We start from the raw sequence: 15,226 nt of genomic DNA on the forward strand, positions 1-15,226 counted from the left end.
CCGTCCGGGCCGCATGTCAGCGTTTCGGCATGGGTCGCGGGCCCGCTTTGGGGGTGTATCGGACCTACGGTCGAGCCATGACACGGTCTCCTTCCTCGCCGGGCTTCTGGCGCAGTCCCCTGCGCGGTCCGTCGCTGACGTCCGTGCTCGGCGTGGTGCTGCTCGGCGGGATCACGGTGCTGTTCGTGACCGGTCTGGTGTCCTACGCCGCCTACAACCCGAACCTGGCACGGGTCAACGACCAGACCCCGGACAAGGGGATCCTGGGCTTTTACCTCTTCCCCTGGCCCACCGACCCACACTGGCTGTACCGGCTCAACCAGGGCGTCCATGTCACCTTCGGCATCACGCTGATCCCCGTGCTGCTGGCCAAGCTGTGGTCAGTGATCCCGAGGCTGTTCGCGCTGCCGCCGGCCCGCTCACTCGCGCACGCCCTCGAGCGGATCTCCCTGCTGCTCCTGGTCGGCGGCGCGCTGTTCGAGTTCGTGACAGGCGTGCTCAACATCCAGCTGGACTACATCTTTCCGGGGTCCTTCTACACCCTGCACTTCTACGGGGCGTGGGTCTTCATCGCCGCGTTCGTCGCCCACGCCGTCCTGAAGATTCCTGCAGCTCTGCGGAATCTGCGCCAGCTCGGAGAGGAGGGGCCGTCCCATCCGGTCCCATCCGATCTGGTGTCCCCGCGTCCGGATCCGCCGACCGTCTCCCGGCGGGGTGCCCTGTGGTTCGTCGGGGGCGGCTCGCTGCTGCTGTTCGCGACGACCGTCGGGCAGAGCTTCGACGGGCTGCTGCGGCACACCGCCCTGCTGGCCCCGCGCGGCGGAGCCGAACCCGGCAGCGGCCCGAACGGCTTCCAGATCAACAAGACAGCCCGGTACGCCGGGATCGACGCGTCGGAGACGGCCGACGGCGCCTGGCGCCTCGTCGTGACCGGACGCACCGGCACCGTCCGCCTGAGCCGTGCCCAGCTGGCCCGGCTTCCCCTGCACAGCGCGGCGTTGCCCATCGCCTGCGTCGAGGGCTGGTCGACCTCCGACCAGTGGTGGCGCGGAGTGCGGCTGAGCGACCTCGCCGCGCTCGTCGGGTATGACGACGATCCACCGGACGTCCTCGTCGAGTCCCTGCAGCGGCGCGGAGCCTTCCGGCGTGCCGCCCTGCGGGCCAACCAGGTCGCCGACCCGCGCTCCCTGCTCGCCCTGTACGTCAACGGCGAGGACCTGTCCCCCGACCACGGCTTCCCGGCGCGGGTCATCGTGCCCGCGGCGCCCGGCGTGCTGAACACCAAGTGGGTGGCCCGCATGACGTTCGGAGAACTCTGATGCGCCCACCGCGGATCCCTGTCGGCAGCCCCTTCCAAATTCTGCTGCTCGCCGCCTCGTTCGCCCTCGCCGGCTACGCGGGCGTTCGCCTCCTCGCCGACGACTGGTTCGCGGTGGCCGCGTGGTTCGTCGGGGCGGCACTGCTGCACGACCTCGTCCTGCTGCCGCTGTACGCGGTGGCGGACCGCTCCGTCGTACGAGGGCTCGACGCGGCAGGCCACCGGGTGGGGGCACCGCCCACGCCTTCAGGGCAGTGGGGGAGGGCGATGTACGTCCGTGTCCCGGCAGCGCTGTCCGGCCTGCTCCTGCTCGTGTGGTTCCCGCTGATCAGCGGGAAGGTGGAGCGGCGCTACCAGCTGGGCACCGGACTGTCCTCGGAAGGCTTCCTCGCTCGATGGCTGCTGATCACCGCCGTGCTCTTCGCCGGCTCGGCGCTGCTGCTGGCGCTGCGGCTGCGCAGGGCGACGAAGCAGCGGCCGCCGGCCGTCCAGTGACCGACGGCACTCCACCGTCTGCGGCGGGCGTGCCGCAGCAGGGCCGGCGTGCCGAGCCGCGCCCAGGGGAACGCACCACCGGAGGTGGGACTGTCGACGACATCGACGACCTGGACCTCGACGCGCTCGTCGATGTCCACTGCTGCCGTCTCGGCGATCAACAGGCCGCCCGGGGAGAGGAGCCCGGCCACCCGGTCCAGCAGGGCGCGCGGATCGCCGCCGATGCCGATGCTGCCGTCCATGAGCAGGACGGTGTCCCAGCGACCCTCGCCGGGCAGGGGGTCGAAGACGGAGCGCCGCAGTGCCTCGCCCCCCAGCCGCACGGCGCTGTGGACGGCGGCCTCGCTGACGTCGATGCCGAGGACGGGCCGGCCACGGGCGGCGAGTTCCGCGACCAGGCGCCCGGGGCCGCAGCCGACGTCCAGCACTGCGCCCTCGCACCGGTCCAGAACGTCCAGATCGACCGGGTCGGCGTGCGCGCACCAGCGTTCAATGTCGAGGGGCAGCAGCCAGCCGTCGCTGCGACGCAGGAACAGCGGGCCACGGCCCGCGCGAAGGGCGGTGGCGTAGGGATCGGCGGCGGCCCAGGCAGCGGGCGTCGTGGTCATCGGCGCCTCGCAGCCCGGTACCGGGCCGGCCGGGCCGCGAACTTCCCGTGATCCGGATCGGTGGTCACGGCTCTCACCCTACGAAGGGAAGCCGGGCAAATCGGTCTGTGCTGCTCGTGAAACGCGGACGGCGGAGCGCCGGGAACCGATGGAGGCGGCCCGGAAGCACGCCCGGTACGAGGCTGGAGCGGCGGTTCGGTTCCGGGTTCACGCCCCGGCCCGCGTGGCCGTTCCATTCTGAGGCGCGAATTTGCACGCCCCCGCGCCCAGGTGGCCGTGCGGCCGGGTAAACGCGGTCGACCGCCGCCTGGTCCCCGCTGCTGCCGAGTTCTCGTACACCTTCTGTCGCCTGTCACAGGCATGCGTGGCCGGTGTCAGAGTTCCTTGTCCGGCCAGTCCAGCAGCCGGGCACCGATCACCGCGGTCTGAAGTATGTAACGGTGCGCCGGATCGGCGGGGTTGGCTCCGGTGAGCTTGTGGATGCGCTCCAGCCGGTAGGTCAGGGCCCGCACGCTGAGCGAGAGACGGCGGGCGGCCTCGGCGGCCACGCAGCCCGAATCGAAGTAGGCGGTGAGGGTTCCCAGGAGAGGCCCGGCGCCACCACGAGCCGCGGTGAGCGGGCCGAGGCTGTTCAGCACGAGGTCGGCCATGGCTTGCCGGTCGCGGGTCAGGACGGGGTACACGAGCAGGTCGGCGGCGCGCAGGACCGGGTCTTCCAGCTCCAGACGTTCGGCCAGTTCCAAGGCGTTGAGCGCCTCTTCGTACGAGTGGACGACTCCGCCCGGGCCGGGCTGCGCACGGCCGATGGCGACCTGGCCGCCTTCCGTGGCTGCGTGGGCCTGCTTGGCGAAGTATGCGAGGACCTCGTCCTGGTGGCCGGGTGCGATGCACAGCATGCGGCCGTCCTTGGTGGTGAGCAGGATGCTGCGGTCGCCGAAGCGGGAGATGAGGGCGCGTTCCACCCGTTGGGGAACCTTGTCGCCTTCGTCGTAGGCGGTGGGGCCCTGGGCGACGGCCACGGCGTGGGCGTGTGAGAGGCGCAGGCCGAAGCGTTCGGCGCGTTCGGCGAGGCGGCCCAGGTCGCTGCGTCCGTAGAGGAGGTCGTCGATGAACTCCCGGCGGGCGGCCTCCTCTTGGCGCACGGCGTGGCGTTGGGCGCGTTCGTAGCCCTCGGAGAAGGCGTCGATGACCTGGTGCAGGGCGGCCAAGGCGCTGTCGGCCGTGCCGGGAGCGGTCGGCCATGCCGCGCGGGCGGCGGTCAGATGGGCGCTGACGAGGGCGCGCAGTCCGTGGCCGGCGTCCGCGGCCAGCTCACCGAACTCCTGGCGGGAGGTGACTTCCTCCCGAGTGAGGCGCCGCCCCGTGGCCGAGACCTCGGCCAGAATCTGGGCACAGCCCTCCACATAGTGCTCGGGAAGGTCCCGTTCCGTCATGTCGCCCCCGGGTTCTTAACGCGCCGATGACGGTTTCTTAGCGGTTCACCGGCATGCAGACCCTAGTGAACGCTGCCGGAAACCGGCAATGCGCTGGCGCGCGCCTGCCGTGCACCATGACCTGCGGGGAGCACTACGGGGGATTCCGGTGCCGGACACCGGCAGGTGTCCGGCACCGGAGCCCGGAGCGCGCGATGCGCCACCGAGCACAGCGGACCAGCACTGCGGGCGGAGAGGGGGACCATCTGATGCGGACGTTTCTGGCGGTGGCCACCGGCCTGCCCACGATCCTGCTGACCGCCGCCCTCGTCGTGATGGTGTGCTTCTGGTTCCTGGTTGCCGCAGGCTTCACCACCGCTCACAGCTTCGACGCGGACCTTGACCTTCGTCCGTGGGGCATGGGCGGCGTACCGGTGACTATCGCCGTCTCCTCGCTGACAGTTCTCGCCTGGTCCCTGAGTGTCGGCGGGACTCTCGTCCTGGTCGCGTTCACGTCGCCAGGACCCGCCACCGGACTGCTGCGCATGGTCGTGCCGGTCTTGGCGCTGCTCGCCGCGTGGCGGATGACTCGCCTGTTGGTACGGCCCCTGCACCGTCTCTTCCCCGATGAACCCGGTCTGCCCGGCCTGGGCCGGACACGGGACCGTGACCACTGGGACGACTTGGACCGCGCAGCCTGACACACGGCTCCATCGGGTCGCGGGCCCGCCCTCCTTCCTCAAGCGCCACCTTCCTCACGCATCACCTTCCTTATGCCTCAAGGACGTATGCCATGAATGCCATCACTCTGGGCGTCGGCGTGCTCATCGCCGTCACCGCACTCGCCGTCCTCGTCGTCTCCCAGCTGTTCCGCAAGGTGGAGCAGGGCAAGGCGCTGATCGTCTCCAAGCTCCGCAAGGTCGATGTGACCTTCACAGGGCAGGTCGTGCTGCCCGTGCTGCACAAGGCCGAGGTGATGGACATCTCGGTGAAGGCCATCGAGATCACGCGGACCGGCAAGGACGGGCTGATCTGCCGGGACAACATACGTGCCGACATCCGGATCACGTTCTTCGTGAAGGTCAACAAGACGGTCGAGGACGTCATCAAGGTCGCCCAGGCGGTCGGGACCGCGCGGGCGAGTGACCGGGACACGTTGCAAGAGCTGTTCCACGCGAAGTTCTCCGAGGCGCTGAAGACCGTCGGCAAGCAGTTGGACTTCACCGACCTGTACACCAAGCGCGACGAGCTGCGGTACCGGATCATCGAGGTCATCGGCGTCGACCTGAACGGTTACCACCTGGAGGACGCGGCGATCGACTACCTGGAGCAGACGCCGCTGACCCAGCTCGACCCGGCCAACGTCCTCGACGCCCAGGGCATCCGCAAGATCACCGAGCTCACGGCCGTCGAGCACGTGCGCACCAACGAGGCCCAGCGCACCGAGGAGAAGGAGATCACCCGGCAGAACGTCGACGCCCGTGAAGCCATCCTGGAGCTGGAGCGCCGGCAGGTCGACGCGGAGACCAAGCAGAAGCGGGAGATCGCGACCGTACGGGCCCGGGAAGAGGCCGAGACGGCGCGGGTCGTGGAGGAGGAGCGGCTGCGGGCCCAGGGCGCGTTCCTGGCCACCGAGGAGAAGCTCGGCGTCCAGCGCGAGAACCAGGCACGTGAGGTCGCCGTCGCCGCGAAGAACCGCGAGCGGGTCATCGCCGTCGAGAACGAGCGCATCGAGAAGGACCGCCTTCTCGAAGTCATCGCCCGGGAGCGGGAGACGCAGCTGACCCGGATCGCCGCCGAGAAGGAAGTCGAGGCGGAGAAGCGGGAGATCGCCGAGGTCATCCGGGAGCGGGTCGCGGTGGACCGTACGGTCGCCGAGCAGGAGGAGTCCATCAAGAAGCTGCGAGCCGTGGAGGAGGCGGAACGGCAGCGGCAGGCCGTGATCATCGCCGCCGAGGCGGAGGCGCAGGAGAAGCTGGTCAAGAACATCAAGGCCGCCGAGGCAGCCGAGCAGGTGGCAACGCACCACGCGTCCGAGGAACTCACCCTGGCCGAGGCCCGGTTGAAGACGGCCGACCTCGATGCCCGCGCCAAGCTCCGCCTCGCCGAGGGCGTCCAGGCCGAGGCCGCCGCCGAAGGGCTCGCCGCCGTCCAGGTCCGCGACAAGGAAGCCGATGTCATCGAGAAGGTCGGCCGTGCGGAGGCCGTCGCCACCGAGGCCCGGCTGCGGGCCGAAGCGGAGGGCGCGCAGGCCCAGGCACTGGCGGAGGCCGCGGCCATCGGCGAGAAGCTCAAGGCCGAGGCGGAGGGTCTGACCCAGAAGGCCGCCGCGATGGCCGCCCTTGACGACGCCTCGCGCGGCCACGAGGAGTACCGGCTGCGCATCCAGGCGGACAAGGAAATCCGCCTCGCCGGGCTCGACGTACAGCGCCAGGTCGCCGAGGCACAGGCCACGGTGATCGCCACCGGGCTGGAGAACGCCGACATCAACATCGTCGGCGGCGAGTCGGTCTTCTTCGACCGGCTGGTGTCCTCGATCGCGCTCGGTAAGGGCGTCGACGGCTTCATCCAGCACTCCGAGACGGCGCAGGCGCTGGCCGGGCCCTGGCTGGACGGCACCTCCAGCTTCACCGACGACCTGAGCCGCATCCTCGGCTCGGTCTCCACTGCCGACGTGCAGAACCTGACCGTATCGACGTTGCTGATGAAGCTGATGAGGGCCGGCGGAGCCGATTCGGGGCGGCTCCAGCAACTGCTCGACGAGGCAGGCGAGTTGGGTCTGGCGGACAAGCCGCTCACCGCCCTCAACGGCAAGGCCGTCCACGCCTGACCCGCTTCCCTCCCCCGGTCCGGAGCCGCCGCGCAGGGGACGGCGGCTCCGGACCGTGTTCTTCCGACGTCCTGAAAGGGAACCCATGACGACCGGCCTGGACACCGGCACGCACGAGCCACTGGACACCGGTGCGTACGAGGTACTGCGCGACCGCCTCACCACGCAGGCCGCCGAGCTCGCCCACCGTACCGAGGCGCTCAACGCCCGCCGCGGCGAGGAGTTCGGCTCGATGCGGCTGGAACTCGCCGGTACCGAGCGACTGCGTACCGAGCACGCCGTAGTGCCTCGGGACATCGTCGCCGTGGGAGACGTACTGCTCTTCGGCTACAACGCCGTCCCGGGCCGCCAGGCGGACACCAGCGTCGGCGATGTCCTCGCTCTGCACGACCGCACCCTTCGGCGGCTGCCCGACGACGCCGTGCCCGGTCTGCTCGGCGACGCCGCCTTCGTGCGGGAGTTCGCGGCCCTGCACCGCTACTACCGCCAGGCCCGTCTCCTCCGATTCCGCCGCCTCGACGGCAAGGTGCTCGCCGTCTTCCAGACCGGTGAGAAGACGGACGACATCCGCGTCCTGCGCTGGACCCTGTCCGCCGACGGCCGGGCCACGTTCCTGGACGCACGCGGCGACCGCGACCACATCCTGCCGCCCTCCCACGACGTCGACTGGACGGCGACCACCCGCGACGACCACGTCCTCGGCCGTCATCCCCACGTCTCCGTCGGTGGCGAGGTGTTCGTCTCCACTGTCGGCGGCACCCTCACCGTCAAGACCGACGACGACACCGAGACGGGGGAGGGCGTCCACACCGAGCCGGTCGACGAGCCGCTGCAGTCCCTGGCGGACGCGGACATCGCCCACGCGCGCGTGGGTGCCCTGATCCTGCTGCGCGTGCGCCCCTACAAGGAGGACACCGACCGTCACCTGGTGTTCAACACCCTCACCAGGACCGTCGTCCGCCTCGACGACATCGGCCGGGCCTGCCGCCGCCTGCCGGACGACCAGGGCATCGTCTTTCCCGGCGGCTACTGCCTGGCCACCGGTAGCCACAAGACGTACGACCTCGACACGGCAGAGTTGGAGTTCGAGCGGGAGATCCGCTCACCGAACGGCGAGGACGTGCTGTACGCGTTCCACGCGCGCGCTGAGGGCCGCAGCCTGCTCCTGCCGTACAACACGATCCGCAAGGAGATGGCCGCCCCGCTGTCCTGCCATGGCTGGGCGCTCCTCGACGACGGCGCGCTCGTGGTCCTGCGTGCTGACGGTGACGAGGCACAGCGGGTCCATCCCGCGCAGCTGTGGAACTCCCCGTACGTCTCCGACACCCACGCCGCCGCCCAGCCGGTCGGCACCGGCCCGCTGGCCCGCGTCGGCAACGCCGACCTCGTGCGGGGCATCGCCGGCTGCCTGTCCATCACCGGTGCCGTCGCCGAGACGACACCGACCAGCGAGGTGTACGAGGCGCTGGTGGCCGCCTGCGTCCGGGTGGCGGACACTCACCACTGGCTGGCCGACCCCGAACTCGGCGACCTCCACACCCCGCTGGCACAGGTGCGCGCCACGGCGGAACAGGTCCTGGCCGAGTTCGAGACCGTCCAGGCTCTGACCCGGCAGGCCGCCGACGCGCTCGCCGAAGCCGCCGAGCGGATCGCCGCGGTCGTACGGCGGCTGCGCGGTGAGGCACCGCGCGCAGCCGCCGCCTGGGTGACCGGGCTGACCGAGCTCCGCCATGCGCAGGGGCACCTGCTGACGCTCAAGGAGATGCGGTACACGGACACCGCCCGCATCGACGCACTCGCCTCCGACACGGAGGCCGATCTGGCCGCGTTCGGGCAGCGGGCAGTCGCCCACCTGGCGCGTGAGGACGCCTTCGCCGGCCACCACGCGGACGTCGAGCGGCTCGTCGCGGACGCCGAGGCCCTCTCGACCGTCGCCGACAGCGCGCCGATGGTGGCCAGCCTCGATGAACTGGCCCAAGGGATGGGCGTGGTGACCGAGGTGGTCGCCGGGCTCGACATCGGTGACGCCACGGTCCGCACGTCCGTACTGGAGCGCATCGCCGAGGTCCTCGGCGGAGTCAACCGGGCTCGTGCCATCCTCGAAACCCGTCGTCGCTCTCTCCTCGACCAGGAGAGCCGGGCCGGGTTCACCGCCGAGACCGGGCTGCTGGGCCAGGCCGTAGCGGGGGCCCTCGCGGTGGCCGACAGCCCCGACGCGTGCGACGAGCAGCTCGCCCGCCTCCTGGTCCAGGTGGAGAGCCTCGAATCCCGGTTCGCCGAGTTCGACGACTTCCTCGACGTCCTCGCGGACAAGCGCGACGAGGTCCACGAGGTGTTCTCCGCCCGCAAGCAGACCCTCGCCGACACCCGGGCTCGTCACGCCGAACGCCTGGCCGACTCCGCGGCCCGCGTCCTCGGCACCGTGGCCCACCGGGCCGCCGCCCTGACGGACGCGGACGCGGTCACCACCTACTTCACCTCCGATCCGATGCCCGTCAAGGTCCGCCGCATCGCCGACGAACTGCGCGACCTCGGCGACCAGGTGCGGGCCGAGGAACTGGACGGCCGCCTCAAAGCCGCCCGGCACGAGGCACTGCGCGCCCTGCGCGACCGCACCGACCTGTACTCCGACGACGGCCGCGCCCTTCGCCTGGGCCACCACCGATTCGCCGTGAACACCCAGCCCCTCGATCTCACCCTCCTCCCCCACGGCGACGGACTGGCCTTCGCGGTGACCGGCACCGACTACCGCTCCCCCGTCACCGACCCCGACTTCACCACCACCCGCCCGTACTGGGCCCGCCCCCTGCCGTCGGAGTCGCCCGAGGTCTACCGCGCCGAACACCTCGCCGCCCGCCTGCTGGACGAACACGGCCCCGAGGCCCTCGCGGAGGCCGACCTGCCCGCCCTCGTGCGACAGGTGGCGGAGACTGCGTACGACGAGGGCTACGAACGCGGCGTCCACGACCGCGACGCGACCGCGATCCTCACCGCGCTCCTGCGCCTGCACGACGACGCGGGCCTGCTCCGCCACGAGCCCGGCGCCCGGGCCACGGCCCAGCTGTTCTGGGAACACACGACGACGGCCGAGGCCCGCGCACGCTGGACGCGACGTGCGGTGTCGCTGGCCAGGGCAAGAGACACGTTCGGCCTCGCCCCCGCCATCGCCGAGCTGCGGGCGGAACTGGCGGAGGCGATCGGAGGCGAGTGCGCGAGCAGCGCCGCCGCCTACCTGTTCGAGGAGCTGACCACCGGACCCGACGGCTTCGTCGTCAGCGCCGGCACCCGCACGATGCTCGACAAGTTCCGCCGCACCGTGGGCACGTCCGCCTACGACGACGACCTCACCGCACTCGACGACCTGACCACCCGCAAACAGCTCGTCGAGGCATGGCTCTCCTCGTACGCCTCCTCCACCGGCTTGGACATCACGCCCGGTGACCTGGCCGAGGCGGTGGCGGCCGAGCTCTGCCCGCACCTGGTCCGGTACGAGTCCGACGCGGCGTTGACCGCGACCGTCGAGGGCCTGCTAGGCGCGCACCCGCGCATCACCGGCCGCACGCTCACCGTCCGCATCGACGAACTCCTCGCCCGTACCCAGCGCTTCCGACTGCACGAAGTCCCTGCCCACCGTGCCTACCAGCGCCGCCGCACGGCCCTGGTGACCGCCGAGCGCACGCGGATCCGCCTGGCCGAGTACCGGCCACGCGTGATGTCCGCGTTCGTGCGGAGCAAGCTCATCGACGAGGTCTACCTTCCGCTGATCGGCGACAGCCTCGCCAAGCAACTCGGCACCACGGGCGACACCAGGCGCACCGACACCGGCGGTCTGCTCCTGCTCATCTCCCCGCCCGGCTACGGCAAGACGACCCTCATGGAGTACGTCGCCGACCGGCTCGGCCTGATCCTGGTGAAGGTCAACGGCCCGGCGCTCGGCCACGCCGTCACCTCGCTCGACCCGGCAGAGGCGCCGAACGCCACCGCCCGCCACGAGATCGAGAAGATCAACTTCGCGCTGGAGGCGGGCAACAACACCCTCCTGTACCTGGACGACATCCAGCACACCTCCCCGGAGCTGCTGCAGAAGTTCATCCCGCTGTGCGACGCCACACGCCGTGTCGAAGGTGTGCGGGACGGCGAGCCCCGCACCTATGACCTGCGCGGCAAGCGGTTCGCCGTATGCATGGCAGGCAACCCCTACACCGAGTCCGGCAGCCGCTTCCGCGTGCCCGACATGCTCGCCAACCGAGCCGACGTCTGGAACCTCGGCGACGTCGTGACGGGCAAGGACGACGCCTTCGCCCTCAGCTTCATCGAGAACGCCCTGACGTCGAACCCGGTGCTCGCTCCACTGGCCGGCCGCGAAAGCACCGACCTGGACCTCCTCATCCGCCTGGCCGAGGGTGACGGGTCGTCCCGCGCCGACCGCCTCACGCACCCGTACGCCCCCGCCGAGCTGGAGCGGATCCTGGCCGTCCTGCGCCATCTGCTCACCGCCCGGCAGACGGTTCTGGCGGTGAACGCGGCCTACATCGCCTCGGCGGCCCAGTCGGACACGACCCGCACCGAGCCGCCCTTCCAGCTCCAGGGCTCCTACCGCAACATGAACAAGATCGCCCAGCGCATCCAGCCCGTCATGAACGACACCGAACTCGCCGCGCTGATCGACGACCACTACACGGCCGAGGCCCAGACCCTCACCACCGGCGCCGAAGCCAACTTGCTCAAGCTGGCCGAGCTTCGCGGAATGCTGACGGCGCAACAGGCGCCGAGGTGGGCAGAAGTGAAGGCGGCCCACGTCCGCTCCCAAGCCCTCGGCGGTCCCGAGGACGCTCCCCTGGCCCGCGCGATCGCCGCGCTCGACCTGCTCGCCGACCGGATCGCCGCGATCGAGACAGCGATCAACCGGGCCGCCGACCCACGCCACTTGTTGGCGAACTCCCAGGCCCGCCGTGCGGCGGAGCGGCAACCGGGAGTGGAGGACCACTGACACGCGTGCTTTCGGCAGGACGGCCACGACGGGCATCACCCCGTGCCCGACCCTACGGATCGGTCTTGACGCCGCTGATCGGCGCAGGAACTGGTGGTTGACCGGCGCCTCGACGCTCGTCGTCACCAGTGGTCGTCGCAATGCCGACTTCGAGGAGAAGCTTGCGCTCATCCGCAGGCCACTGGTCCGACGCGACTCTTGGTTGACGACCCCGAAGTGGCCCCATACAGCGTGCCGCTCGGCTCAGTCCCTCCGTCCCGTTCGCTCCGGACCCGTGCCGTGCGCCCCGCCCCGTGGCTGTCGGCCTAGGAGCTCGGCCAGGCCCTGCCGGGTGGCGGCGAGGAGCACCCGGTCACGGGGCCGCAGGACATAGCCCGGGTGGATGTCCCATACGAGCCCGGCAGGCCTACCGCAGTCCTCGTGCGCCGGGGTTGCGGCGAGGTCGGGGAGCCGGTCGTCCGGGGCGGCGGTGTCCAGGGCGAGGACGCGCCAGGCGCCTGCCCGGAACGACTCGGCGACGGTGCGCCCCTCCAGGTGGGGGTGCCCGGCGACGTTCAGGGCCGCGAAGAGCAGGACACGGCGTTCCACAGGGATCGCACCCAGGATCTGGCGGCCCATCATGGCGCCTGCGAAGGCGGGCGCGGCGAGCGTGGAGACACTGCGGCTTCGGGTGAGGGCCTGCGGGTGGGCCGCGCGCAACGTGCGGTACACCGCGGTGGCGAAGTCGTCGTCGTACAGGCGCAGCGCGACCCGTAGGTCCGGCTTGACGGAGCGCGCGTACAGGGCGGCTTCGAGGTTCGTGGTGTCGCTGCTCGTGAGGGCGAGCAGGGCATGCGCGCGGTGGACCTTGGCGGATTCCAGGACACCTTCCTGGGTCACGTCGCCCAGGACGGTGGGGACACGGAGGCGGCGGGCGAGAGGCAGACCGCGTGCCTCGGGGTCCTCCTCGACGCACACCACCGGGATGTCGAGTTCCCGCAGCCGGGCCAGGACACGGGTGCCGATCTTGCCGAGACCGAGCAGGACGACATGGCCGGACAGACCGCGCGGCGGGCGCCGCAGCGCCGAGACCGTACGGAAGGTGCCGAGCCCTTCCAGAACGGCCGCGAGCAGGACGGGGAGCAGCAGCAGTCCGGCGAGGCCGGACAGGAGTTGCAGCACCTGGCGGGCGGTGGGTTCGCCGATCGCCGGGTCGCCGATCGCGAACAGGTCCAGCAGGGTGAGGTATGCGGCATGCAGGGGGTGGTCGTCCGTGGCCAGCCAGCTCGCCACGGCAAGGCCCAGAACACTGGCGGCGAGCCCGGCCAGCGACCAGCGGAGCCGACGCGAGAACAGGGAGGCGAGCGGTAGGCCCCGCCCTGCCAGACGGCCCGGCGCGGATGCGGCGCCGGTGTGGGCGACGGCTTCGAGAACCACCGTGCCGCGGCCCGTCGCCGCAGCGACCGCATCCATGTCGGGCAGCAACGTCGGTCCCTCCTGCCCGCTCGCGTCCGAACCCTCCGATCCCGCGGGGTCGGTGGTGGTCGACGACAGCAGGGCGAGCGTGCACAGGCCGGGGTCGGCCACCTCGCCGCGACCAGGCGGGGTACGTTCCACTGCCCGTAACAGCAGCCCGTCGGCCTGGACCACCTTGCTGGTGCCGGCGACCGCGGTGGCCGCCAGCGCCGGCGCCGCCGTGTCAGCGTCCGACAGCACGGTGGTGGAGGTGTCCAGGGCGTCGGGGTCCAGGCCGGGTGCGGCGAGGACGGCGGCCTGGTCGAGGAGATCTTCCAGGTGCTGGCCGAGCTTGCGGTTGTAGAGCCTGATCACCAGGCGCAGCCGGGGGTTGAGCCGACGGGCGGCGAGAGCCGCCTGGATGTTGGCCGCGTCGTCGTCGTGAACCAGCGCCAGCGCGGCGGCCTCCCGCACACCCGCTTCGACCAGTACCGCCTCCGTGAGGACGGGCGCTTCGAGTCTCCGGGGAGCCGCCTCGCTGCCGCCGGGTGCGTCAGCCGTACGGTTCATGGCGGCCTGCATCCGGCCGAGCAGAGCGGATGAACGCGTCGGGTTCATGGCGCCCTGAATGTTCGACGTCGGGACGACGAGGGTGACCCGCTCCCGGTACACCGTCGTGAGTTCGGCCGCCAGCCGTTCGGCGAGCGCATCGTCACCGCACACGATCATGTGTCCCGGCGGAGGAACACCGGGCGTCGGCTGAGGGAACAGGGCCATCGTCGCAGACCTCCGGTCGAACGGACGCGCAGCGGGAGCGCGGGAGCGAGGTTGCCGGGAACGGGACCGGGTCAGGCACCTACCTCCTGCGATTGACCGGCCGTACGCGACGCCGGCGCCCGGTCGCCCTCGGGCACCCCGGCGATGTCCTCGACGTTGAAGAGCCGCGCGATCGGCACGTCGGTCGAGCTGTGCGCGACGATCGAGAAGGCGATGCACACGGCGATGAGCGTGAACGCCTCCTCCCCTTGCGGGATCCCCGCCTGGAGCACCAGCAGTCCGTACACCACGGAGGCGAAGCCCTTCGGCCCGAACCAGGCCGCCACCAGCTTCTCCCGGCGGGTGAACCGAGTGCCGAGCAGCGACAGCAACAGGGAAGCCGGACGGATCAGCACGATGGCCAGGACCACCGCGACGTAGCCGCCGAAGGACAGGTCGCCGAACAGCTGCGGCGTCAGCAGCGCGCCGAACACCAGCAGAGCCGCGAACTTCGCCAGCTCCGCCAGCGCCTCCCCCAGTGGCTCGAACGCGTCCTTCGCCTCGAGCGAGCGTGCCGTGAGCACGGCGCCGGCGGAGAAGGCAGCGAGGTAGGGGTTCGCGTGCGTGAGGTGGCACAGGGCGTACAGGGTCACGCCGATGGCGAGAGGCAGCAGCGGCTGAAGCTTGGGCTCGGCGCCCAGCAGCCGGAACCTCACCAGCTCGTTCACGACGAACGGCAGGACCACACCGAAGACCAGTCCGAGGACCAGCTCCAAGCCGATCTTTCCGAGCGACGCCTCGGCGTCGCCGGAGGTCGGCCCGGCCGCCGCGATCAGGATGAGGACGACCGGCAGGGCGAGCCCGTCGTTGATGCCGCTCTCCACGTTCAGCAACTGGCGCAGCTTCGACGGGACTTCCTTGCGCCCGACGATCGCCGACGCGAACACGGGGTCGGTCGGCGCGAGGACGGCACCGACCAGGAACGAGGTCGTCCAGTCCAGGCCGACCACGAAGTGCGTGATCAGAGCCATGCCGACGAAAGCGAGCGGCATGCCGAGCCCGAGGGCACGCGCCGGATTGCGCCAGTTCTCCCGCAGCTTGGGGAGGGAGACGTGCATGCCGTCGGTGAACAGCACCGCGAACAGGGCCAGGTCCGCCGTCACGGACACGATCTCGCTGTCCGGGGTGATGTGGATCAGTCCCAGAAATCCGTCGCTGACCAGTGCGCCGCCGACAAGGAAGAGGAAGGACGTCGAGAGCACGGTCCGGGCCGCGAGCCCGGACAGCAGTACCGCGATGAGCAGCGCCACACCGAACACCACAACGAGCACCATGACCTGGACCCCCGATCGACGAAGAGACTTCTATCCACACCGCCGACCA

Annotated in this window: 8 protein-coding genes; 4 read left to right on the forward strand and 4 right to left on the reverse strand. The window is 71.0% G+C overall.

What is annotated here, in order from left to right:
* Nucleotides 1-29 precede the first annotated feature (29 nt).
* Nucleotides 30-1,319 (forward strand): molybdopterin-dependent oxidoreductase, encoded by a 1,290-nt coding sequence (locus tag OHT51_RS01760; protein ID WP_443052380.1) that lies wholly within the window; start codon nt 30-32, stop codon nt 1,317-1,319.
* A 349-nt stretch (nt 1,320-1,668) separates the two neighbouring features.
* On the opposite strand, the gene OHT51_RS01765 is transcribed toward OHT51_RS01760, so the two are convergent.
* Together OHT51_RS01765 and OHT51_RS01770 are read right to left on the reverse strand one after the other, a co-directional pair.
* On the reverse strand, nt 1,669-2,421 hold the full coding sequence (locus tag OHT51_RS01765) for a class I SAM-dependent methyltransferase (protein ID WP_328877075.1): 753 nt from the start codon (nt 2,419-2,421) through the stop codon (nt 1,669-1,671).
* 374 nt (nt 2,422-2,795) lie between these two features.
* Nucleotides 2,796-3,854, reverse strand: coding sequence for a PucR family transcriptional regulator (locus OHT51_RS01770; protein WP_328877076.1), 1,059 nt, complete (start codon nt 3,852-3,854; stop codon nt 2,796-2,798).
* A 248-nt stretch (nt 3,855-4,102) separates the two neighbouring features.
* Here OHT51_RS01770 and OHT51_RS01775 point away from each other — a divergent pair, with 248 nt between their 5' ends.
* The 3 genes from OHT51_RS01775 (at nt 4,103) to OHT51_RS01785 (ending at nt 11,653) form a co-directional block, all read left to right on the forward strand.
* Nucleotides 4,103-4,534, forward strand: coding sequence for a hypothetical protein (locus tag OHT51_RS01775; RefSeq protein WP_328877077.1), 432 nt, complete (start codon nt 4,103-4,105; stop codon nt 4,532-4,534).
* Between the two features lie 92 nt (nt 4,535-4,626).
* Complete coding sequence (locus tag OHT51_RS01780) at nt 4,627-6,663, forward strand: flotillin family protein (RefSeq protein ID WP_328877078.1); 2,037 nt, start codon at nt 4,627-4,629, stop codon at nt 6,661-6,663.
* An 85-nt stretch (nt 6,664-6,748) separates the two neighbouring features.
* Complete coding sequence (locus OHT51_RS01785; RefSeq protein ID WP_328877079.1) at nt 6,749-11,653, forward strand: DNA repair ATPase; 4,905 nt, start codon at nt 6,749-6,751, stop codon at nt 11,651-11,653.
* Nucleotides 11,654-11,896: 243 nt separating this feature from the next.
* Here OHT51_RS01785 and OHT51_RS01790 read toward each other — a convergent pair whose 3' ends face one another.
* Nucleotides 11,897-13,864 (reverse strand): potassium channel family protein, encoded by a 1,968-nt coding sequence (locus OHT51_RS01790; protein ID WP_443052381.1) that lies wholly within the window; start codon nt 13,862-13,864, stop codon nt 11,897-11,899.
* A gap of 71 nt (nt 13,865-13,935) precedes the next feature.
* A complete protein-coding gene (locus OHT51_RS01795) occupies nt 13,936-15,177 on the reverse strand; it encodes a cation:proton antiporter (protein ID WP_328877080.1) in 1,242 nt (413 codons plus the stop codon).
* Nucleotides 15,178-15,226: the final 49 nt, after the last annotated feature.

Origin of the sequence: Streptomyces sp. NBC_00299 (assembly GCF_036173045.1) — a bacterium.
Lineage (GTDB): Bacteria > Actinomycetota > Actinomycetes > Streptomycetales > Streptomycetaceae > Streptomyces > Streptomyces machairae.